General features: G+C 55.1%; 22 protein-coding genes and 4 pseudogenes. 17 read left to right on the top strand and 9 right to left on the bottom strand.

The window, feature by feature from the left end; translation table 11 throughout:
* Positions 1 to 524 precede the first annotated feature (524 nt).
* Positions 525 to 1034: a DinB family protein gene (locus KRAC_RS02365; protein ID WP_007904203.1), complete on the top strand. Its 510-nt coding sequence runs from the start codon at positions 525 to 527 to the stop codon at positions 1032 to 1034.
* On the opposite strand, the gene KRAC_RS02370 is transcribed toward KRAC_RS02365, so the two are convergent.
* From KRAC_RS02370 to KRAC_RS02380, 3 genes are all read right to left on the bottom strand, one after another.
* Positions 1035 to 1541 carry a transposase gene (locus KRAC_RS02370; RefSeq protein ID WP_007904204.1) on the bottom strand — a complete coding sequence of 169 codons (507 nt, stop codon included), beginning with the start codon at positions 1539 to 1541 and terminating at the stop codon, positions 1035 to 1037.
* Between the two features lie 112 nt (positions 1542 to 1653).
* A complete protein-coding gene (locus tag KRAC_RS02375; RefSeq protein ID WP_007904206.1) occupies positions 1654 to 2172 on the bottom strand; it encodes a helix-turn-helix domain-containing protein in 519 nt (172 codons plus the stop codon).
* 724 nt (positions 2173 to 2896) lie between these two features.
* Positions 2897 to 4324 carry a zinc-ribbon domain-containing protein gene (locus KRAC_RS02380; protein ID WP_169460848.1) on the bottom strand — a complete coding sequence of 476 codons (1428 nt, stop codon included), beginning with the start codon at positions 4322 to 4324 and terminating at the stop codon, positions 2897 to 2899.
* A gap of 121 nt (positions 4325 to 4445) precedes the next feature.
* Between KRAC_RS02380 and KRAC_RS02385 the strand changes: the two are divergent.
* From KRAC_RS02385 to KRAC_RS70620, 7 genes and pseudogenes are all read left to right on the top strand, one after another.
* Positions 4446 to 4760: pseudogene (locus KRAC_RS02385) on the top strand (selenium-binding protein SBP56-related protein); the annotation flags it as partial.
* A gap of 187 nt (positions 4761 to 4947) precedes the next feature.
* Positions 4948 to 5361, top strand: coding sequence for an Rrf2 family transcriptional regulator (locus KRAC_RS02390; RefSeq protein ID WP_007904210.1), 414 nt, complete (start codon positions 4948 to 4950; stop codon positions 5359 to 5361).
* A gap of 66 nt (positions 5362 to 5427) precedes the next feature.
* Positions 5428 to 5748 carry an FAD-dependent oxidoreductase gene (locus tag KRAC_RS02395; RefSeq protein WP_075164152.1) on the top strand — a complete coding sequence of 107 codons (321 nt, stop codon included), beginning with the start codon at positions 5428 to 5430 and terminating at the stop codon, positions 5746 to 5748.
* 83 nt (positions 5749 to 5831) lie between these two features.
* Positions 5832 to 6737: an NAD(P)/FAD-dependent oxidoreductase gene (locus KRAC_RS02400; protein WP_007904217.1), complete on the top strand. Its 906-nt coding sequence runs from the start codon at positions 5832 to 5834 to the stop codon at positions 6735 to 6737.
* A 228-nt stretch (positions 6738 to 6965) separates the two neighbouring features.
* Positions 6966 to 7352 (top strand): hypothetical protein, encoded by a 387-nt coding sequence (locus KRAC_RS70125; protein WP_040441794.1) that lies wholly within the window; start codon positions 6966 to 6968, stop codon positions 7350 to 7352.
* A gap of 138 nt (positions 7353 to 7490) precedes the next feature.
* Entirely contained in the window at positions 7491 to 7703 is a 213-nt protein-coding gene (locus tag KRAC_RS70130) for a hypothetical protein (protein WP_007904224.1), read from the top strand.
* Positions 7704 to 7705: 2 nt separating this feature from the next.
* Entirely contained in the window at positions 7706 to 8074 is a 369-nt protein-coding gene (locus KRAC_RS70620; protein WP_007904225.1) for a hypothetical protein, read from the top strand.
* A 623-nt stretch (positions 8075 to 8697) separates the two neighbouring features.
* Here the strand turns inward: KRAC_RS70620 and KRAC_RS02415 are convergent.
* From KRAC_RS02415 to KRAC_RS02420, 4 genes are all read right to left on the bottom strand, one after another.
* The gene (locus KRAC_RS02415) at positions 8698 to 12003 is read right to left on the bottom strand and encodes a PAS domain S-box protein (RefSeq protein WP_007904231.1); all 3306 of its coding nucleotides are present in this window, start codon (positions 12001 to 12003) and stop codon (positions 8698 to 8700) included.
* Between the two features lie 355 nt (positions 12004 to 12358).
* Positions 12359 to 12649 carry a hypothetical protein gene (locus KRAC_RS70625; RefSeq protein WP_007904233.1) on the bottom strand — a complete coding sequence of 97 codons (291 nt, stop codon included), beginning with the start codon at positions 12647 to 12649 and terminating at the stop codon, positions 12359 to 12361.
* A 157-nt stretch (positions 12650 to 12806) separates the two neighbouring features.
* A complete protein-coding gene (locus KRAC_RS70630; RefSeq protein WP_007904234.1) occupies positions 12807 to 12944 on the bottom strand; it encodes a hypothetical protein in 138 nt (45 codons plus the stop codon).
* Between the two features lie 37 nt (positions 12945 to 12981).
* Positions 12982 to 13503, bottom strand: coding sequence for an RNA-guided endonuclease InsQ/TnpB family protein (locus KRAC_RS02420; protein ID WP_274532101.1), 522 nt, complete (start codon positions 13501 to 13503; stop codon positions 12982 to 12984).
* Between the two features lie 22 nt (positions 13504 to 13525).
* Between KRAC_RS02420 and KRAC_RS02425 the strand changes: the two are divergent.
* From KRAC_RS02425 to KRAC_RS65150, 5 genes and pseudogenes are all read left to right on the top strand, one after another.
* Positions 13526 to 14192: pseudogene (locus KRAC_RS02425) on the top strand (IS5 family transposase); the annotation flags it as partial.
* Positions 14193 to 14220: 28 nt separating this feature from the next.
* Complete coding sequence (locus KRAC_RS02430) at positions 14221 to 14529, top strand: hypothetical protein (protein WP_157506272.1); 309 nt, start codon at positions 14221 to 14223, stop codon at positions 14527 to 14529.
* Positions 14504 to 15292, top strand: a complete 789-nt coding sequence (locus KRAC_RS74340) for a recombinase family protein (protein WP_211221234.1) — start codon at positions 14504 to 14506, stop codon at positions 15290 to 15292. The genes KRAC_RS02430 and KRAC_RS74340 overlap by 26 nt, the downstream gene beginning before the upstream one ends.
* On the top strand, positions 15293 to 16663 hold the full coding sequence (locus tag KRAC_RS74345) for a recombinase family protein (RefSeq protein WP_211221235.1): 1371 nt from the start codon (positions 15293 to 15295) through the stop codon (positions 16661 to 16663). It begins immediately after the preceding gene.
* A gap of 86 nt (positions 16664 to 16749) precedes the next feature.
* Positions 16750 to 16890: pseudogene (locus KRAC_RS65150) on the top strand (transposase); the annotation flags it as partial.
* Positions 16891 to 17235: 345 nt separating this feature from the next.
* Here KRAC_RS65150 and KRAC_RS79220 read toward each other — a convergent pair.
* Positions 17236 to 17876, bottom strand: a pseudogene (locus KRAC_RS79220) (response regulator).
* 4 nt (positions 17877 to 17880) lie between these two features.
* Positions 17881 to 19461: a sensor histidine kinase gene (locus KRAC_RS02445; RefSeq protein WP_083814483.1), complete on the bottom strand. Its 1581-nt coding sequence runs from the start codon at positions 19459 to 19461 to the stop codon at positions 17881 to 17883.
* Here KRAC_RS02445 and KRAC_RS02450 point away from each other — a divergent pair.
* The 4 genes from KRAC_RS02450 (at position 19460) to KRAC_RS02465 (ending at position 22367) form a co-directional block, all read left to right on the top strand.
* Positions 19460 to 19741, top strand: a complete 282-nt coding sequence (locus KRAC_RS02450; RefSeq protein ID WP_083814484.1) for a winged helix-turn-helix domain-containing protein — start codon at positions 19460 to 19462, stop codon at positions 19739 to 19741. The two genes, KRAC_RS02445 and KRAC_RS02450, sit on opposite strands and share 2 nt — an antisense overlap.
* A gap of 66 nt (positions 19742 to 19807) precedes the next feature.
* On the top strand, positions 19808 to 20500 hold the full coding sequence (locus KRAC_RS02455) for a hypothetical protein (RefSeq protein ID WP_040441796.1): 693 nt from the start codon (positions 19808 to 19810) through the stop codon (positions 20498 to 20500).
* 245 nt (positions 20501 to 20745) lie between these two features.
* Positions 20746 to 21882: a transposase gene (locus KRAC_RS02460; protein WP_007904238.1), complete on the top strand. Its 1137-nt coding sequence runs from the start codon at positions 20746 to 20748 to the stop codon at positions 21880 to 21882.
* On the top strand, positions 21858 to 22367 hold the full coding sequence (locus KRAC_RS02465; protein ID WP_244421941.1) for a tetratricopeptide repeat protein: 510 nt from the start codon (positions 21858 to 21860) through the stop codon (positions 22365 to 22367). Before KRAC_RS02460 ends, KRAC_RS02465 begins: the two co-directional genes overlap by 25 nt.
* The last annotated feature ends 1 nt before the right edge of the window (position 22368 follow it).

Here is a 22368-nt window from a genome sequence, read left to right on the forward strand (position 1 = left end):
GTGCTTGAACTACAACCGAACCTGATTTTGGCAAAGGAGCCTGATTTTAATCTCAAGCATTATTGCCAAGTGGGGAATGAGAACCGTTTTTTTGGCGTTTTTTGGCCCCAAGTGGGGAATGCAATTCATTTTATGCCCAAAAATTTAAGCGAACGGTAAGTGTTTAGACAAAAATAAGCTCAGACAATCTCCTCTTGCAGAAGATTGCCTGATTGTAAATTTGCTCACGCGCATGGGAGGAAATTTGCACATTCCATGGGCCAGCGCGACATTGTATCGCTCCATCAAAGAGACCGAATCTCCCACGTAATGAGCGAAATTCCTCCCATGAAGCGAGCAAATTTACACATCTGTTGGTTGATGTGGGAGAAAGCAAATGCATTGAGATGAAGACAGCTTCTGCTGCATCTCTTCGTTCCTTGTTCTAATCAGGTTCCATATTGCCCTCTTTTGCTGCTATACTCGAGCAAGAACAACGTTCTGTTGTGAGACAGAATCAAGCCCTTACGAAAGGAGCAGGAAGGATGCCACATCCTCTTGTTGTACAATTGCGCTTTACTCGTAGCGAGTTCAAGCGCGCCCTTCTTGGATTCAGCGATGCTGATGCGCACCGCCGTGTGCCACCCATGAACTGCATCAGTTGGAATATCGGCCATCTGGCCTGGCAGGAACAACTGAATTGGCTCACTCGCATGCAGGGGCAAACGCCACTGCCTCAGCTGAACGAACTGGTGGGATACGAGCAAGCGGCTTGTACCCCACCCCTTGCTGAGATGTGGACGGCCTGGCATACCGTGACCCAACTTGTTGATCCTTTCCTCGACACGCTGACCACTCAGAAGCTTCAGGAAGTGGTTCATATCGATGAGGAGCAGAGAGTCTATACACCTGGCGTCGTCCTCCAACGCATTATTTATCACTATTGGTATCACCTGGGCGAAAATATGGCGATTCGCCAGATGCTTGGACACACTGATCTGCCAGAGTTTGTCGGTGATATCGAGGCTGAAGCTCCCTATCTCCCTCACTTCTGATCAGCTGGCAGCCTTTTCGGGCAGAGAAAGATGTGGTTCAGAGGAACACCCAAAATGGGAACAAATACGTTCAGCCAGTTGTTGAGCAGAAAGTAGACCATCGGGTTCAACAATCGCGCGCTTGCCATGCACCCACTTGGGCTCAATAGGATTGAGCCAGGGGCTTTGGGTGGGCAAGCGAAAAGGCAGAATGCGTACGCCTGTGCCGGTTTGCTTGACCTGCTGGTTATGTTTTCGGATCCAGGTACGTACGATTTTGCTGATATGCCAGGACGCATTATCCCAGATCAGCAACCAGGCACGTTTGCCCTGAGCGGCCAAACGCTCGCAGCACCAGTCAAGAAACTGGGTCGAGATAGCGCTGACAGGGCGTCCAGTGACAAAACGCAGCCACATCTCTTCTCGCGCCGGATCGTCTGGGGTTCCGTCTTGCCAGAGGACACCATAACAGGCAAGTGCTTTCGGATCAGGGTCCTCCTTTTTCTTGGATTGCTCAACCAAACGCACCGGCTGCTCCTCATCCTGCCACGCGTGCATACGAGGCCGTGCAAAGCGGCTCCACCACACGCGCGCCCGAGAAAGCCAATGGCCCAGTCGGCCTGCTGGCTCGCCCAGGCAATCAATCGGTCGCGAGCGTTTTTTTTACAAGGTACTGCGGGTCGGGGCTGGTAATCCAGTGTTTGGCGCGCTTCCAATTGGTTTTCAATCGTTTGAGGGCGCGGCGTATACTTTCGTCAGAAACCTCTTGGGAGATAATCCCCTGTTCGAAGCTGACCTGGGCTGCGAGTTCCAAGGTCCAGGTGCTGCGCTCCTTGCCAAAATCGCGGGGGCTGCGATGCAACAGGTCTTTCAATTGCTGTGCTCTCTCTTCTGTGAAAGTCGTGCGGAGCCGATGGGGCCGCGAAGACCCTTGGTGCAGCATACCGAAACCTTCGGCATTGAAGCCGTGGATGACATTGCGTACCGTCTGGTCGTCGCAGCCCAGTTGGCGCGCGATGAGTGGAGCGCTTTCTCTACGCGCAGAGGCCAGTAAGATCTGGCAGCGCCGCAACACAAAGGCATCGGACGAACGCAAGTCCGCCTGGATCTGGCGCTGTTCGTCTTCGGTTACTGGTCGAATAAAGATGGGGGTTCTCATGCCCTCTGTTGTACCACATTGACTACCACCTTTGGTGGGAATGCACTAGCACCTTTGCGCCCCTGATTGTGGGTATGGTCGTTAGCCTGGTTTCCTCAGTTGCCTCTGTATCGTAGCAATTCATCTTTCCCGATGAGTTATCATAATCACAACGTAAAAAGTTTCTGTATGTGTCAGTTGTCTTGCTGTGCGAGAACGCAGGAATTGTGAAGATAGTCTTCTGTATGCTCGAAGCCGATGCTGGAGTAGCAGAGCCCACCAGGAGCAGCCAAACAATACATGGGCTCAGGATAACGCTGCCTAATAATTTCCTCCAGACAGAGTGATTCATCAGGGCTACCTCCTCATTGTGTGGGTGTTCTTCTCTTGTTAGAAGTATTTTTATAGTAAATGTACGACAGTCTCAAAACACGACAAAGACAGAGAGACAAATAGTCTCAAAGAGCATATACCACTAGTAGAGACAGGACAAGCAGATATGCATTTGGCACACAATTTTCTCTGGATACAAGATAACTTCAATTAGCTCCCCAGGTGCTTTCATTGCTCTCTTGCTAGAGATTGTGACTGCGTAGTAATTCCTGTATGTGTTTAACAGCCTGCAGCAATTGAGGTGTGGGCCGTTCCAGTGCTGTTCTCAAATGCCTCAACAGCGCTCGACCATGCCAAAGTATGAATTGGCCCCCCCTAAATCCAGACCTCTGATTAATCAAACGAACCATTGCTATTCTGCGTTTGGCCGGAAAAGCAGTGGATTCCAACCACTGATAATCATAATCACCATAACCGCACCCGTGATCAGGACAATGACTAGTGCAATGCCAGCCATCCTCAACAGACTGACCTTCTTCCTCATTCCGAAAATCATAATCGCGAGCAGGAGTAGGAGAAGGCCAGCACCATACATGCCAATGGTGACCAGATCGAAGAGGGATGCTTGTCCAATGAAGGTATCGCGCGGCTCTATGATGAAGACATTGTGATCGCTAGAAGCGACGACGAGCTTTGTGCTATCAGGTGACCAGTCTGGAGTAGTAAACCGATCACCATTGGAGGCGCCATAATAGCTAAAAATGGGATGCCCGGTGGCGGCATTCCACACTTGTATCAGATCGGGATCGGCACTGATGGCGATGCGCTTCCCATCCGGTGACCACGCCACACCAGTCACGTGATAGTCACTAGCAAGCTGATAGGCATAGAGAAGGCGCAGATTTGCAACCTCCCGGACCTGGACGATATCATCATCATAAGGTCTGCGGCTCATGCTCACTGAGGCAATGCGCTTCCCATCCGGCGACCACGCCAGGTAACTTGCCTCGCCCTGATGTCCCTTGTAAACCTGCGTGGAACCTTTGCCCTCCGGGTCCCACACGAGCAGCATCCCGTCTTCGCTCGACGAAGCAATACGTTTCCCATCTGGCGACCAGGCGATTTGAGAGACAAACGAGGTATGCCCCTTGAAGGTGTAGAGCACGTCCCCACTCGCGACTTCCACAATCTGCACCACTCCATCGCTGGTGTGGTTGTCGGAGACTGCCAGGCGTGTTCCATCTGGTGACCAGGACAGATAGGATGGCTTTAGAGAGAGACGAATGACGCGCTCGTTGCCACCATTGGTCGCGTCCCATATATGTATGGACGAATCTTTATCTATAGAAGCAATGTGCTTGCTATCTGGTGACCACCCCAGGCCTTTGTCATAGGCATCAGTATGATAGCCACGATGAATAAAGAGCTGCCGCCCGCTGCTGGCATCCCATACACGCACAGTATTATCATAGCCTCCAGAGGCGATACGCTTCCCATCCGGGGACCAGGCAGCCATTGTGACCGATTCTGTATGGCCCGACAGGTTGACGAGCGGAGTCTGCCCTTCCAGAGACCTCAACCATTGCCACCCCACCACAAATGACACGATGAAGAGCAACATAACAACGACCAGACCCAGGCCATTTCTCAACAGCCTAAACAAGAGGAGGCGACCTTCCATCCTGAGATAGTGTTGTTGTGCCGGAGAGAGGCGTGTTCTCGCCTGGATAACGCTATTGGCCCCTTGAACCAGCTCCGGCATATTTTGCAAGGGATGCCCGCAGTTCGGGCAAAAACGTTGCTTAGAGTCATTCGCCATCCCGCAATACGCGCAAAACATCTGCATGCTCCCTGAGAATTCATTCATAGACGACATGTGATCAGCCCCTCGTCATCATGCCCATATCCACATGCTTTAAAAAGCTCTACCACGAGCATACCCTGTTTCGGCGCTTTGCGCTGTGATACAGGCCATATTCTGCTATCCCATAGAAGGCTGGCCCATCCCTGTGCCATCACTCATCACTGATTTCCTCATCTCGATGGACGACAGGTATCTCTACCTCTCGAACTGGCTGCATGGTGATATTCTCCAGTACGATATCAGCGATCCCTCTCATCCCAAACTGACTGGGCAAGTCTGGTGCGGTAGTTTACTTGAAAAAAGCCAGGATGTTCAAGATCACAAGCTTGTCGGAGATCCAGAGATGCTCCAGCTCAGTCTTGATAGCAAACGGCTCTACGTCACCAATTCGCTCTATAGCTCCTGGGACAATGGCCCTTGAGCATTAACCGCCCACGGGGTGCGCAATGAGGTTGTCAAAAGGCGAAAATTGCGCACGCACCCTCAAAATGGAAAGTACTCTCTCGAAAAAAGAAACCATTGGAGATGGAGAAGCTTGACATGATCCTCTGAATGTTCTATTATGGACTCAATGAGTCTGTAATAGAAAGGAAAGAGGTGTGAAGTATTCCCAAGCGACCAATTATGCGCTCCATACCATGCTGTATCTGGTGGCTCTCCCTCTCGGAAAAACCGTCGGTGTCCAGCAATTGGCAGAGCTTCAGGGGCTTTCCCCGACGTATCTCTCCAAGATTTTGACCAAGCTGGTGAAGGCAGGCATGATCGAGTCTACTCCCGGAATCAACGGAGGATACAAGCTGACGAGAAACAAAGCAGATCTTTCTTTTCTGGAGGTGATTCATGCCATTGAAGGGACTGCCTCCCTGTTTCATTGTGATGACGGTAAAGATCATCAAGGGTGCTTAATTCAGGGGGTGATGACGCATGCAGAACAGCAGATGGAAGCGTATCTCAAAGAGCGAAAGCTCGTTGAACTGGTTGGACAAGTAGGCGATGTAAACGCGCTTGTGTGAACGTGCCTGCGTGTTTTTTTGCCCTATTGTAGATATTAAGAGTCTACAATATCCTTTAGAGATGAAGTGACGGCGTTGGTGCAGCAGGACGATCGACTCGTCTCGGTCTCGACGGCGGGTGGGACGGAGTTGCCAACCGATGCCGTCTTCGTGGCCGCACCATTTCGGGCTGCATCTGATCTCCCAGCGTCCCTCTGCGAGGTAAATGAGGCTGGTTTCGCCGTCACCGATGTTGATGGACGGACGAGCCGCCTCGGCGTCTGGGTCATTGGGAATGCAACCGATCCTGTCGGCCATCTCGCTCATGCAACCGCCGCTGGCGCTCGCGTTGGCCCCTGGGTCGTCACCTATCTGCTTGACTCGTCGCGCTCTCCGAGGACAACGTAAACGAACCGCTTCTCGCTGTTTTTTACCGTTATCAGAGATATAAAGGATCGAGAAAGTCTCTTTTAAGAAAGGAAGGTCATCCGATGATCATTGACTGTGCCATTATCGGCGGTGGACCGGCAGGGTTAAATGCGGCTCTTGTCCTGGGGAGAGCCAGAAGAACGGTTCTGGTGTTTGACGAGAATCAACCAAGAAATGCCGTAACGCAGGAGTCGCATGGATTTTTGACACGAGACGGAGTCAAACCGAACGAGTTCAGAGCCATTGCACACCAGGAAATCAGCACATATCCTTCGGTGGAAATTCAGCACGTGCGAGTCACTGGTATTCGCCATGCTGATGACTCTTTTGAAATCACCACAGAGAAAGGGGATCTGCTCTCCGCAAAGACCGTCTTGCTTGCCACCGGTCTCAAAGAGATTCTTCCCACGATAGATGGTTTGCATGACTATTACGGGAAAAGTGTGTTTAGCTGCCCCTACTGCGATGGATGGGAACTCAAGGAGAAGCCCCTTGTCGTGATCGCAGAAGAAGGACAACAGGCTTTCCATATGGCCAAAATTGTCTGGAATTGGAGTCACGACCTGCTCCTCTGTACGAATGGCCATCAGATTCTCACTGAAGCACAACAAGAAACGTTGCGCAAGAAAGGGATTCAGGTGGTGGAAGATCGTATTACCGCTCTTGTTGGAAAGCATGGGCAGCTAGAGCGGATTGTGTTTGCCACGCAGGAAGAGAAACGCCGTGAAGGCGGTTTTGTCACCTCCCAGTTGCTCCAGGCTTCGCCTTTTGGCGAGGTACTCAGCTGTGAGATGAATGTCATGGGGGGAATCGTCACTGATCCATTGGGGAGAACGACAGTTCCAGGCGTGTATGCCGCAGGCGATGCCTTAGTGGGTGTCCCTCATCAACTGATCATCGCCGCCGCCGCGGGAAGTCGGGCAGCCGCAGGCGTCAATACGGATTTAACCGAAAGCGAATTTCTGTAAGAGAGGAGAGAAGCCGCATCATGGAGAGGAGGAAAGGCACAAAGCCATACTTGCGCACGAGCGAGAGCTGCGTGGTGACAGCAACCCTCACTCTCCTGCGGCTTTCGGGAAGAAAAACACATGACCCCTGAGAAGAAGACCGATGGCTCCTCTTGCTCTTCGGATGTTGCCATCCAGACCTCTGCGCAATCTGTGCCTTCAACACCATTCTGATTCAGTGAAGTGACCGTGATCGCGCGCTACCTTGGATACCAGGGCGTGCTTTCGGCCATTACGGAGCGTGTGCGCTTTGCCCGGCGTCGGTTCGGCCATTACGACCTGATTGACTTTGTCGCGGTGTTATTGGGTTATGCCATCAGCGGTGAACGCACGCTGGAAACGTTCTATGAGGGTTTACAACCCTTCGCTGCCCCGTTCATGGCTCTCTTTGGCCGAGAACACCTCCCCCACCGCTCGACACTCAGTCGCTTTCTCGCTGCGCTGAACCAACCAGTGGTTGAGGCATTGCGCCTGGCGTTTCTCGAAGATCTGGTGGCCCGGCCTCTGGAGAAGGAGGAGAAAACGGGTTGGGTTATGGGATCGACAGGGAAACCATTGGGTGGTGTTCGACGTTGATGGCACACGACAAGCGGCTCGCCAACGTGCCCTGCCCTCCATACCCGATCTCCCACCAGCCCAACGCCGACTGAACGAGGTCGCGCTCCTGGCTATACAGGACGCAAGCGGGATGAAACCGTCCGGACGCGGACCACCGTGCTCCAGGCACATACCCACCAATGGCTCGGCACCTTTTCAGGAGCATCGGGGGCAGGCAACGGCGACTATCGCGGAGAACTGCGGCAGGCAATCACGGCGATCCGCGCGTACCTGGAAGAGCTATCTGTTCCATTGAGTCAGGCCGTGGTGCGCTTGGATGGGCAATATGGCAATGGCGCGATTGTCGCGGATCTGGCTGGACTTGCCTAATCATGCGGGGCAAGGACTATGGTCTCCTCGATCTTTCCCAGGTGCAAATCCGCCTGGCCCAACCGCCTGACCAGCACACGACCCATCCAGAAACAGGAACCTGTCGGGCACTTTTTGACTGCCCTGGTCTGCTCTTAACCCCGATCGGACAGCGCACACGGGTCATCGTCGCAACCCATCCAGGGACCGAGACGAAGGCGCCTGTCGGGACCACGCGCGGCGAAGTAGTCTACGAGTTTTTTTCACTGCCTTGCCGGTGGATGCGTTTACTCCCGCTGATGTCGTTGCCTTGTACTTGCATCGCGGGGCATTTGAGGCGGTGCTGGCAGATGAAGACGAGGAACAGAATCTGGATCGTTGGTGGTAAATGACTTTGCGATCGTGAGCGTACTACAATGCGGCTGCGGCCTGCTTGATGTAGCTGACCACCGTCTCCAGGGGTAATCTGGTTCCTTTAGGATGGCGGGTGCGCAGGGTCCCTCCGGGAGCAGCCCCCGTCGTGAGCTGCGAGGATATCGATTCTCACCCTCAACTATGACAGCAAATTGACGGCAAAGCCCCCGGACGCCAGCGGATTACGATGCGCGCCCATGAACGGTGATTCCCCTCGCGCCGCGCGGGAAGCGCCCTGGCGGACAGCGGCAATAATGGGCGGGGAGGCGCCCACGGATCTCTCCACCGCCTCCCTCTTATGAGGATGACGCTCTCAGGCCTATTCTAGACGCTCCTGAGAACGTTTCCCTTTTTGGCGAAACGCATCGTTGACGGCAAAAGTGACTGCAAAACGGTTGGACTGCTCCCACAAACCCAGACCAGAAAGATGGGGCATCATGCGAGAGACGCGAAACCGGTAGGAAGGTGTTCTTCGCGCTCTCTCTGCTCTTTTGGCATGCATTACAGCTTCTCCAAGGCTATCTCACGCGAGCATTGGCCTTCAACCACATTCCTGTGCCGCTGCCCCCCCCGATGGCGCGCGTCGTGTTCGCGTCATCTGCTAGGTATCCCTGTTGAGGGGAAGGGTCACTGTAAAGGTCGATCCTTTTCCGACTTCACTGTCCACCGTAATGGTTCCCTCATGACGCTTGACGATCTCCGTCACAATGTAGAGCCCCATGCCCAAACCGGGGATCGCCTTCTGCTTGGGACCAGTGGCCCGATAGAAGCGCTCAAAGATTTTGTCGCGCTGCTCTCGCGGGATGCCCAGGCCATGATCATGCACACGGACCGTGACCCTCTCTTCGGAAGCACTCAGGTCCATCTCGACCGTCTCTGCGCCGGGGGAATACTTGATGGCATTGCTGATCAAGTTGGTGAAGACCTGCCCGAGCCGGTCTTTGTCTCCGACGAGTAAGCGCGGTGCGGCACCGCGCACCACAATGGTATGCGTCGTACTGAGCTGCTGCATCGTGTCTGCTACCTCATGAAGCAACGCATCAAGATCGACCGTCTCCCGGACGTACTCCAGCCTGCCCGCCTGGATCTTGGAGACATCCAGTAACTCTCCGATCAGGCGTTCCAGTTGCTTGACGGGCCCCTCTACCCTGGAAAGCGCTGTGGCTGCCTCGTGATGGGATTGCCTTTCCAGTCGTTTTCGCACCAGTTGGGTCTGCATCTTTACCGCGGCGAGCGGGTTCCTGAGCTCATGGCTGGCCATACTGATAAAGTCATCTTTGCGTTGCTCCAACTCCTTGCGGGCCGAATTATCCAGCACAAAGCCGATCGCTTGGGATGGGTGATGCTCTAAAACGACACGACCCACGAGCACCGGAAGGCGACTGCCATCTTTACACATGTACTCTTTCTCATAGGGCGGCATCGACTGCTGGGTGGCAAGTTCCTCATGGGCCTGCTGAGTCCGAGCCAGGAATTCTGGAGGCGTCATGCGCATCCAGTTGATGCGCCCGGCACGCAGGTCTTCGCGGGTATAGCCAGTCATGCGCAGAAACGTGTCGTTCGCGTCCACAATCTGCTCACCTTCGGCGATATTGGTCCCGATAATGTTGGAGTTCATCAGGGTGCTCGCGCGCTCTTGACTCTGGCGCAAGGCTTCCTCGATACGTTTCTGATCCTCGATATCGGTGCCGGTGCCAATCCACTTGACGATCTGACCTGCTTCATCACGCACCGGTATGGCGCGGACTAAGAACCAGCGATACGCCCCGGTCTGGCCATTTCTGAGACGCTCTTCGCGCTCATACATGGCTCCCGTGTCATGGGCATGCTGCCAGAGCGCTCGGGTGCCTTCACGATCGTCGGGATGGATGAGCTGGAGATGAGCCCACCTGTTGCTTTGTACCTGCTCAGGTGTGAGCCCGGTGTAGTCACGCCAGCGTTGGTTCGTGTACTCGTGCAGGCCGTCCGGTCCCGTGCTCCACACCAGCTGCGGCACCGTTTCGGCCAGCACGCGCAAGTTCTCCTCGCTCTCTTTGATTTTCTGCTCGGCCCGTTTCTGCTCGTCGATGTCGGTGGCAGTTCCAAACCACTTGACGATCTGGCCTGTTTCATCACGCACCGGCATGGCGCGGGCTAAAAACCAGCGATAGCGGCCCGTCTGGCCCTCTCTGAAACGGTAGGCGACCTCATGGGGAGTGCCTGTGCGGAACGCGTGCGTTCGCGCCGCCAGGGTGTGCTCGTAATCCTCCGGGTGCACGAACTGACTCCATCCATAGCCGTACAGTTGCTCCCACGTGGCATGAGTGTAGTCACAGAACCGTTGATTAAAATAATCCGACAAGCCATCGGCTCGCGTGGTCCACACCAGCTGTGGCACCGTTTCGGCCAGCACGCGCCAGTTCGCCTCACTGGTTTTGAGCTGCTGTTCCGCTCGTTTCTGGTCCTCGATATCGGTGCAGGTGCCAAACCACTTGACGATCTGGCCTACGTCATCGCGCACCGGCATGGCACGGGCTAAGAACCAGCGATAACTCCCTGTTTTGCCCTCCTTGAGACGATATTCGATCGCATAGGGTTCACCCGTTTCCAGCGAGCGGTCCCGGACTGTGCACACGTGGTCATACTCCTCTGGATCCAGGAACTGGCGCCAGCCATACCCTCGTAATTGCTCTGGCGTCGCCTGGAAATAGTCCGCATACCGTTGATTCCAGTCTTGCGTCAAGCCGTCCGGTCCTGTGCTCCACACCAACTGTGGCACCGTTTCGGCCAGCACACGCAAGTTCTCCCGGCTGGCTTTGATCCGCTGCTCGGCCCGTTTCTGCTCATCGATGTCAGTGTTGGTGCCAAACCATTTGAGGATCGTGCCCTGATCATCCTTGTGTGGCATTGCTTGGGCAAGGAACCAGCGATACTCTCCGCTCGTGCCCTGGCGCAGGCGCAGTTCCACCTCATACGGCATACAGGTTTGGACGGCACGCTGCCACATCTCCAGAATGCGTTGCTGGTCGTCGGGGTGGATGGCCTGGAGCCAGCCGTCTCCTTGTGCTTGTTCGGAGGTCATGCCTGTATAGTCACACCAGCGTCGGTTACAGTAGTCACGCGAGCCATCGGGGCGATTCATCCAGACGTGTTGGGGGATGGCAGCGACGAGCGTCCGTAGTTCGTCTTCGGCATGCTTGCGTTCGGTGATATCCCGACCTGCACAGATGAGATACTCGACCTGCTGGCTGGCATCACGATGGGCGGTAATCGTCATCAAAATGTCCAGAGACAGGTCGGGTCGGGGATGGATTTTGGCCTCAAAGCGTACGGTTTCTCCCCTGGCGGCTCTCGCAATGGCTGCGCGCAAGTGCTCTTGGACAACCGGGTCAGAGGACCACGCAGGCAGGTCGGTCAACGGTTTGCCCACCACCTCCTCCCGCCGCAGGTGGGCATCGGTCAGGGGGCGCTGATTGATGTCGAGGACCAGGCCCTCAGGGGTCACGATCGTGACGCCATCAGCAAAGCTTTCCAGCAGATCCCGATACATCTGTTCGTTGCGGCTCAAGGCATCCTGGAGGGGCAATGGTTCCAGCTGTTCCTGAAACAAGAGCGCGAGGCCTTCGTCTGTCGGAGAGAGCGAAACGTGCAGCCAGCGGTGGGTAGCGGGAGACACATACTCCACTTCGCTTGGCTCTCGGGTCTGTTTGGCCTTCTGGACAGCCTGGTAGAGCGACGGGCTGACCAGGTGGGGCGCGCCACTCCACAAGGACGTGCCACAGAGCTCCTCTCGCGGGGTTCCGGTGAGCGTCTGGGCGCTCGCATTAGCATAGACAATGGCCTCTGTGTCATCGACGACAAAGAAGGCATCAGGAAGCGTCTCACGCGACGCAGGAGCGACACGCTTGTTCTGCTTGGCATTGGACATACAGGTGGTACCTCTCCCTTTCACGTACCCCATCCCTGAGAACGAAGACGCATTCCTGCTCGAATCTCAAGTAAGTCTAGTGAAATGATGTGATATCTGTGAGAAACAAGCAAGCTGGACTGGACTCCAGTACTAGGCCTCGAAGGAACACGAGCATGAGCAACAACGAGAGACGCTCAAACAGCCTCGCAGACGCTCAAGAAGCAGAGCATCCTCGAAACGTGAGGAAACAGTGCTGAGAAAGCTGCTCCTTTCCCTTCTTCTCTCAGAGAAAACCGTTCTTGCGAGCGTCAGTGGTGGCTTCGCATTGGTGGTCGTTCCGTCCTTTCACACGAGCCTGGGTATAACGAAAAAGTCAGACGCCAGAAACATCCAGGACGGCTCTTGCGGTCGAGTTCCAGCCAGTTGTGCACGACGTGTCCCCAATTACTATTGGGACGGTACTCTCAGCCGCTTCTAGACACTCCTGATGGCGTTTTCCTTTTTTGGGAAACGCATCGTTGACAGCAAAACGCAGAGGTGTCGATTCGCTCTTGTGCTGGCGCAACGCGCCGTGGAAAGCCGTGAGGATGAGATCAGTGCCGCAGTTGCCCTGCTGCATCCAGCCCTGGTCACAAACCACATTCTCAGTGCTAATGCGATGCATACCCTAGAAAGAATAGGGTACATGTTAAAGACTCGATCCCCAAATGTTGCCACATGTGATATTCTCACATTGACACGAGGTTGGCATTGATCAAGCACGGGACAGCGAAAAAAGAAAAAAATCAGAGGAGAAGATCATTGCTATGACCACCGTTATCTCAGATCAGAATCAGCACCTGCTTGCCTGATGTTGCTACCTGCTCGCACAGCCATTCCAGAAACGCGATCGTGACGGAACTGACTGGACGGTCATCGACGAAGGGCAAGAGCATGGAACTGCTTGTTGTTGTGAGCATTCCGTGACGACTCCCCACGGCTCAAGCCAGGGGCTTCTCAGGAGGCTTGCGCTTCCTGATGGCTCCGTCCGAGCCAAAGAGCTTTGATGTTGAGTGCGGCATTGTGATCACGATCCAACTCAGTGCCGCATTCACAGGAATGCCAACGTTCTGAGAGCGTTTTCTTGACCACCGCTCCGCAACCCGAGCACACTTGACTGGTGTACTTGGGGTCAAACTTCACCACCTGCACCGTACCAGCGTTCGCAGCTTTGTACTCGCAGAAGGCGATGAATTGACTCCAACCAGCATCACGTATGGATTTGTTGAGGCCAGATTTCGCACTGCCCCCATTTGGGAGATAGTGCCCTGTTTCTGCGTCTTGCTTTGGCTTCGCCCGTCTGGAGAGATGAGCAGGCGCGATATCCTCAAACACAATGGTTTCGTAGGTATTCACTAGACGACAGGACCACTGGTGAAGGTCGTCATTGCGCTGATTTCTCACTTTCCTGTGAAGCCTGGCAATCCACTGTACAGCCTTCTTGCGCCGCTTAGAGCTGGTTTGAAAAGGGGCAACCAGTCAGGTGAGATAGACTTGGAATATGAAAGCCAAACAAACCTATCCCACAGATCTGACGGATGCCCAATGGTATTGTATCAAAGCGTTGATTCCATCGGCGAAGCCGGGAGGGCGACCCAGAAGCTTGCAGATGCGAGCCGTGATCAACGCCATCCTCTACGTGGTCGTGACCGGATGCTAGTGCGCGCATGCTCCCCAAAGAGTATCCCGCCTGGCAAAGTGTCTCTACCTCCTTTCGTGCATTTCGTCGTGATGGAACATGGTACCGCATTCACGAGACGTTGCGTGCTCGGGTTCGTCAACGCCTTGGTCGTCACAAGCATCCAACAGCAGGATCCCTGGGCAGCCAAAGCGTGAAAACGACCCAAGGACCTGGTATCCGTGGCTATGACGCAGGCAAACACGTCCATGGCCGCAAGCGCCATATCCTGGTCGAGACATTGGGCCTGCTCATGGCCGTTGTGGTCACCGCAGCCTCGGTTTCCGATGTGGCGGGGGCCAAACTGGTGCTCAAGCGCTTGGGTGGAGCGTGCAAAACGCTCCGGCGCATCTGGGTCGATGGTGGCTATCGCGGTCACCTGCTCGAATGGGTGATTCTGCATTTTCACTTTCTTTTCCAGCCAGTGCTACGCAGCGACGATCAGAAAGGGTTTGTTGTCCTGCCCAGGCGTTGGGTGGTCGAGAGAACCCAATCACAATGCCCCTGAAACACTTTGGTTGACAGAACCCACTCCACGTCCTATGCTTGGTCTGAGTGGGCTGCTGCAGTTGCTTACCTGGGTTGAGCAGAGACGGGTAGCCCAAGCCTCACAGCATGAGGAAGGTGGTGTTCCATGTCCAGTCTTTCACCCAACACAGTCCCCCCCACCCAATTCTCGGCAAGCAATCATCCAGTGGGGGAATCTCCCTCAGGCCAATCGTCAGCGGCTCCTCTGGCTGCTGAGTCAGCTCCTCGAACGCCAGATGGAGCAGTGTCTGGTTCCCGGCAAGGAGGTCAGCGATGAACGCGACGACTGCGCTGAGTAAAGCTGGCCTCACACCTGTGGATGAGGGGCGCTCAGAGAAACTTCGTCCGTTCCATCGAGAACGGCTCGCGGTCGTTTATGTACGCCAATCCACGGCCCAACAGGTGCTGGAGCATCAGGAGTCCACGCGATTGCAATATGGGTTAGTGAACCGAGCCCAGGCGCTGGGATGGAACCCATCGCGTATTCTGGTCATTGATGATGATTTGGGGAAATCAGGAACCAGCGCACAGGGGCGAGCAGGCTTTCAGCGCTTGGTCTCCGAGGTCAGTTTGGATCATGTCGGGGTCATCTTCGGCGTGGAGATGTCGCGCCTGGCTCGTTCTAACAGGGACTGGCACCAACTGTTGGAGTTGTGTGCCCTGTTTCGCACCTTGATCGCTGATGTTGATGGGATCTACGACCCCGCGCTGTACAATGATCGGTTATTGCTCGGATTAAAAGGCACCATGTCAGAAGCAGAGCTGCATATCCTCAAACAACGGATGTATCAGGGACGCTTGAGTAAAGCCCAACGAGGTGACCTCCAGTTTGCCTTACCCGTTGGCTATGTCTGGAGCCCAACGGGAGAGATTCAGTTTGATCCAGATGAACAGGTGCAACAGATCGTCCGCTTCCTGTTCCGCACATTTGACGAGCTGGGCACTCTCGGTGGGCTGGTTCGTTATCTCGCGTCTCACCACATTCAGTTGGGAGTTCGCGTACGTGAGGGACCTGGCAAGGGAGGATTGGTCTGGCGTTGTCCCAATCGGGCCACTGTCTAGATGATGCTCAAACATCCCCTCTATGCAGGCTACTACGTGTACGGACGGCGCCAGGAAGATCCACGCCGGAAACAGCCGCAACGCCCACGTGCTGGACGGATGGTTGTCCCACAGGAAGAATGGTTCGTGCTGCTGCCCAATCGTTGTCCAGCCTACATTTCTCCTGAGCAATATGAGCGCAACCAGGAGCGGCTACAAGCTAATCGGGTTCGTGCAGATGCGATAGGAGCAGCACGAGGCGGAGCAGCCCTCCTTGCCGGATTGGTTGTGTGCGCGCGGTGTGGTTGTCGCTTGACAGTCCACTACGATGGTGGTGGTCCCCATCACACCTACGAATGTGTCGAGCGGTACACCCACTACGGAGAGCCCAGGTGCCAACATCTGGCAGGTTCGTGCCTGGATCGCTTTGTGAGCGAGCAGGTGCTTGCTGCGTTGGAGCCAGCCGCATTAGAATTGTCGCTCACGGCGACCGAACGGATGGAACAGGAGCGGACCGAACTGGATCAGCTCTGGCAACATCGGCGAGAACGAGCAACCTACGAAGCGGAACGGGCGGCTCGTCAATACCATGCGGTCGAACCGGAACACCGACTCGTGGCTCGAACCCTGGAACGGGCGTGGGAAGAGAAGTTAGTTGCGCAGCAACAACTGGAAGAGGAGTATCATCGATTTCTCCAACAGAAGCCTCGCGTGCTTTCGGATTCCGAACGGGAGGCCATTCGTCGTTTGGCGACCGATATTCCCGCGATCTGGGCAGCTCCAACGACCACGGATGCCGATCGCAAAGAGATCCTGCGGCAGGTCATCGAGCGAGTCATTGTCGATGTGCAGGGCAGCAGCGAGCAGGTGAAAGTACGGATCGAGTGGATCGGTGGTAGTCACACTGAAGGCGTTGTGATTCGACCCATTGGCAAGCTAAGCGAGCTGAGTACGTATCCGCAGATCTGTCACCAGGTCCAGGTGTTAACCGAGGCGGGCTGGGCGGCGGTGGCGATTGCTCAGGCGTTGAATGATGCTGGCTTTCGTCCTCCTCGTTCCACCACCGGCTTTCGCGCAGAGATGATCTCGCAACTGCAACGCCAATTAGGCGTGAAAGCGCCACGCCCGCGGGTTCGACACCATGAGTGGTTCCTGCCCAACGAATGGTGGCCCGCTGAACTGGCTCGCTACCTCCACATTCCACGGGGGACGCTCTTGCACTGGATTCGTCAGGGAGTGGTCCGAGCACGCCAACTTAATGAGCCCTTGCATCGCTGGGTCGTGTGGGCTGATGAAGCGGAACAGGAACGGCTTCGAGCGTACCATCAGCGTGCGATTGGAGACGATTTCCGTCACCGCTGGACAGATGCATCACTTGCCGAACACCCTTGACGAGGATATCATACCAGCAAATGAAGAAAGGATTGCACAATGGCAAGCTCTCAGAAACAGAAAACAGCTTTTGGGGGTAGTATGACTGGGTCATTGAACGAACCTTTGCCTGGATCACCCAATGCCGTCGCTTGAGTAAGGATTATGAAACCTTGACCCAGAGCAGCGAAGCCATGATTTCTATTGCCATGACTCGCTTGATGATCCGACGTTTGCCTAAAAGGTGACCTTTTCAAACCAGCTCTTAGAAGAAGCCTACCCTATCCGCCTCTCTCTCCTCCAGAGCAAACTCCTCCAATTCCCCCCGAAATGTATTTTCGCCTCCAGCACATTCCTCTCCCACAGGGCACCAGGCATATACACCTGTCCATCCCCATCATCCAGCGCTCCCTCTTCTCCAATCACGCGGCAACTAGAATATGGAAACACCCTTCATGAAAATGGAGAGAGACGTGCGTGTTTCGGGAAGCAAGCAGCAAAAAGAGCGAGGTACGTTCTCCCCAAGTTGCAGGACTGGCAATTGCCTCGATCAACCTCCTGATGAAAACAATCATGCAAGGTCGCCGATCTATCTATCCCAGGCCAGCTCGACGAGCGCGATGAATGGCCTGTGCGCGGTCGGCCACCTGAAGTTTATTGAAAACAGCCGATACGTAGTTGCGCACGGTGTGGGGACTGAGTGTCAACCGTGTGGCAATTTCCGTATTGCTGCGTCCTGCAGCAATCAGATCAAGGATTTCGCGCTCACGCTCGGTCAGTTCGGGAAAGGCCTGCGCGGAAAGTGTTTGAGGCGCCGTAAAGAAGTCGATCAGACGGGACGCAATGGTGGGGCTGAAGATGGCCTCCCCTCGCCCTACAGCCTGAATGGCGCGCAGCATATCGTTTTTCTGGGATCCTTCAGTACATAGCCTCGCGCCCCGGCTCGCATGGCCGTGAAGACAGAGGTATCGTCTTCGAACATAGTAATGATCAGGATGTGTATGTGCGGGTTGATCTGAAAAATACGTCGTGTTGCTTCAATACCGTTCATACCCGGCATACTGATATCCATCAAGATTACATCGGGCTGGAGTGAACTGACCAGCGCAATGGCTTCCTCGCCATGAGTCGCTTCCCCTACAACCTCAAAATCAGGCTGGGAGTTGAGAAGAGCCGAGAGTCCAAAGCGGAACATGGGATGATCATCAGCGATAATGACACGTAAATAATCCATCAACCTACTCCTTCTTCAGTGGCAATTGAGCAAAGATGCACGTTCCTCCTGTTGGCCGCCGCTCAATTGTGCATGATCCGCCAAGCTCCTCCACGCGCTCGCGAATGGAGAGCAAGCCGACACCTGAGACGCACCCCGCGGGCAATCCGATTCCATCATCAAGGATTTTTACCTGTAGGACGTCGCTCATTTCCAGGCGGATGATGCAGGTCCGGGCCTGCGCATGGCGCAGGACATTGGTCATCGCCTCTTGCATGATACGAAAGGCCGCCACTTCAACCGCCGCTGGCAGGTCAGGTAGATGTTCAGGTGCTTCAATGGTTACAGTGGGTCTGGTGACCGAGGATCTGTGAACATGGGCCTGATAATACTCAACCCGTTCGCGAATCGCCGCCACAAGGCCCGGTTCATCGAGCGCAGGTGGGCGTAATTCATAGACAAGGCGACGGACGTCACTGATCGTCAATCGAATCTCTTCCTGCAGGCGATTAGCAAGCATGAGCGCGGTAGAAGGATCAGTCTCGATCAAATCAACGATCGTACTGGTTGTCAGGGTAAGCCCGGCCAGCGTCGGCCCGAGTCCATCGTGCAGGTCGCGGCGAAGACGCCGCCGCTCCTCTTCGCGCGTCACGACCAGACGCTCACGCGAGCGCTGCAGGTCGACAGTGGCCTGTTGCAAATGGATATGCAGTTGCATGGCATGCACAGCGACCCCTATTTCATGAGCCAGGTCAGACAGAAGTCGCTGATCTGCCATGTTCAATGTCTCGCCCTGCGACCTGGGAGCCAGAACAAGCTCGCCGATATCCTCTTGTTGATAGAGCAGTGGAATACGCGTCAGTTGCTGGTTGGGTAGGGGCTGACCATGGACGCTGGCAATCTCAAAAGCGGCGGCTTCCCGCTTCAAAGTAATGGCGACATACGGCAATTTGAGCGCCTGGGCGACCGTCTCGGTAATCGTAGGCAACACCGACTCGGGAGCCAGGGTTGCTCCGAGTCGCTGACCCAGACGAGTTAACACCCTGTAGGGGTCATCGCGCTCTCCGAACATCAGACGATTAACGCTCCGCTGGAGGGCATCGCGCAAGGGCTGAAAACCAATAGCGATAATGCCTGTGGCAAATAACGAGATGAAAAAGTTTCCCTGCGCCTGTTGCAGCAGAGTACCAGATGAGACCACAATAAGCATATAGGTGCTTACAACGCAGCAGGTAAGCGACATGTAGACAAGCGTGCGATTGATAATAACATCGATATTCCATAAGTGGTAACGCAAAACAGCAATGCAGAAGAAAACCGGCATAATCAAGCCAACGATGCTGAGAAGGGGAGTGCTATACAGGCGATAGAATGCTGTAAAGCCATCAACCGACTGGAACAGATTGCCAGCAACAACATTCAGACCGGCTACAATGAGCATCACCAGAGTACCGAAGACGACCCACTTTGTTTGCTGTCGCTCAAGGGTATTGGAGCGATGGCGATAACGATAGATTACAGCGAAAATAACGACGGCATATCCGGCCAACTCGATCACTGAGCTACAGGCAGTGGACGCGCGCCTGCAGGGCTGGTGGGCGGGCATGCAACTGGCAGCGCTTAGCTTGCAAGAGAAGGCGTCTCCCGGCGATCTGCTGCAAGTACTCCAGGGAACTCAGCGTGAGCTTTTCGAGTACCTAGTGCAGGAGGTGCCTCATCGCCAATCAGAGCAAGTGCAGAGCTTCCTCCTGCGAACGTCTATCTTATCCTGTTTGCACACCTCCCTGTGCAATGCGGTCCTTGAGCAGCAGGACAGCCAGCGCTTCCTGGAGGAATTAGAACGGGTCAATCTCTTTCTCAGCCCGCTCGACTATCAACAACAGTGATATGCCTACCACCCCCTCTGGGCCTCGGCCCTGCGTGCGCAATTGGAGCAGATTGCTCCCGCAGAGGTGCCTGGTCTGCATCTGCGGGCCAGTCAGTGGTATGCAGCACATCAGATGCGCGGCAAAGCGATCCGGCACACGCTGCAGGTGCACGAATGGTCCTGGGCTGCGTGGCTGATGGAGCAGATCCCCCATCAAGGCCTCTGGAGCCAGCTCGAGTACGCGCTGTTTCCCTCCTGGATGGATCAACTTCCCCGCAAGGTCGTGCTCGAGCGACCCCGTTTATGCCTGGCCTCGGCCCAAAGCCTGTTCTGGACCGCTCTGCCAGCAGTCACCGAAAGTTGGGTGCGTGATGCCAGACGCGCCTGGGCGCAAGCCCATCTCCGGGAAGAACATATGCCCATGGCACGAGACGCGCACGAACCAGAGGCGTCACTTCATCTTCTGGGGGAGATCGCTGCCTTGCAGGCCACGATTGCGGGTTTCTATCACGGGGATGTGGGAGCGACGCGCGCCTTCTCTCAGGAGGCGCTCACCTATCTTGAGGAGAAACACTGGGCGGCACGGGTCCAGATGGCGTTTGTCCAGGCTCGGGCGAACGTCTCTCAGGGGCATGCCGACAGCGCGGTATCCTGCAACTGCAGACCGAATGGCGCCGAATCAAAGCGAAGGGCGATCGGACACTCGAGAGTATCTACTGACGCGAGTCCGTCTGGTAAAGCACGATGGCGGGGAACCTGCACAAGGCATGGCACCTGAGCCAGCAGGCGATCCACGCGCTCCCAACCCTTGAAAGGCCCCAGCCAACGAGCGATCTGGAGCAGCGTCGATCAGATGCGTTTCTGGCTGGCAGGTGGAGATCTGGAGCAGGCACGACGCTGGGTGAGAGAAGTGAAGCGGGGAGAGCTCTCTCCCTGACACATTTTAGCTAGAGAGGAAGCGAGCAGAAAAAGAGACCGTCCAAAGAGAAGAAAGCAAAAATCATTCTCGGAGGAACGGCCTCAATGGATGCATCCGCTGTATTATGGGAACGATGGAGCGCTCAAGTCAAGGAGTTGTTTCCAAAGATCCATGGGCATCAAAAGAAAACGCTTGCCTTGTTTGTCATCGGCATCGTGTTCACAGGAAATGCTGTGCTGCAACGAGTGGCCGAAGGTATCAGTTTGCATGGTATCGATCCAGCGAAGATGACCAGCATCGAACGGAGGCTTGCCCGTTTTCTCGCCAATGATCGGGTCGTGGTCACGAACGTCTGGGACGATTTTTTATCGCAGGTATTGGTATTCTGGCGCGGGAAGTCGCTGCGGTTCGTGCTGGATCGCACGCCATTTCGCGACGATGCAACCATCGTCTATCTGGGGCTGCTCGTGCATTCACGGGTCTTGCCCGTCGCATGGGCAGTGATGCCAACTCAAGAGAAATGGGAAGAGAAACAATGGAGCATTGTGGCACGGCTGCTGGATCGCACCATCCTGCATCTGACCGGGACGGATTGCACCTTGCTCGCGGATCGAGGCTTGGCAGGTTTCCCATTGGTCAAGCTCTGTCGCGATCGCAAGTGGCACTATCTGTTACGTGTCTCGAAAGAACATACCTGTCAGCGCAAGATGGGCGACGCTTGGAGTTCCTGGTCCCGTTTTGATGCATTTGTGCACAAAAGGGGACAGCAATGGTATGGATGGGCAAAAGTCTGGAAAGAGGACACGATCGAAACCTACGTGAGTGCCTGTTGGATGCCCGATTGCGAGGAAGGCTGGATCCTGATTTCCGACCTGAAAGCCGGCAAACGGCGTGTGAACGAGTATGCATTACGCATGCGTGTTGAGTCAACCTTTCAGGACAGCAAACGTCGCGGCTGGACATTGGAAGCCAGTTTGGTCAAGGAAGAAGCTCGCCTCAATCGTTTGCTGCTGGCGCTTTTTCTGGCGATGTGGTGGGTCAGTCATTTGGCTGCCTCGTGCATGCATCATGGCAAACGAGATCGTTTTGATCGTACTGATCGGCGTGACAAAGGCATCTTTCGTCTCGGACGCCTCTGGCTGTTGGATATTCTGCGTCGAACAAGCAACCCAGCTGACCTGGTTCACTGCCTCCCTTTCCGCAAACATGCTTCTGGATGGCGCTTTTCGCTACGTTTTTAAAATGTGTCAGGGAGAGAGAGCGGGGAGAGCCGCTGATCTCTCCGCTGGCACGTGAACGACAGCGTGTTGCCTTTGCTTACTTGCTGCTTGCCGAATCCCAAGCAGACCAGGCGTTGAACCTGCTCACCCCCTTGGTAGAACGGGCAACGGCCACCCAGCGGTGGAACCATGTGCTGGAAATGTGGCTCTTGCAGATACAGGCGTATTCCATGCTCCAGCGGCAGCGACGCAGTATCTCTCCTGGCACAGGCCGTGCACCTGGAGGCGCCAGAGGATTATATCCGTCACTTTGTGGATGGGGGAGCCATCATCAATACATTGCTCTCCCGGCTCAGAGCACAGGAGCGCCAGGGGGAAGATCTCCCGTATCTGGAGACGCTTGTGCGCGCGTTCAACCAGCAACCAGCGGCCCAGCCAACCCATCGGGAAAGAGAGCCAGCCCCAAGGCCACCCCAACCGTTGCTAGACCCGTTAAGCGTGCGTGAA

The organism is Ktedonobacter racemifer DSM 44963, from assembly GCF_000178855.1.
Taxonomy (GTDB): domain Bacteria; phylum Chloroflexota; class Ktedonobacteria; order Ktedonobacterales; family Ktedonobacteraceae; genus Ktedonobacter; species Ktedonobacter racemifer.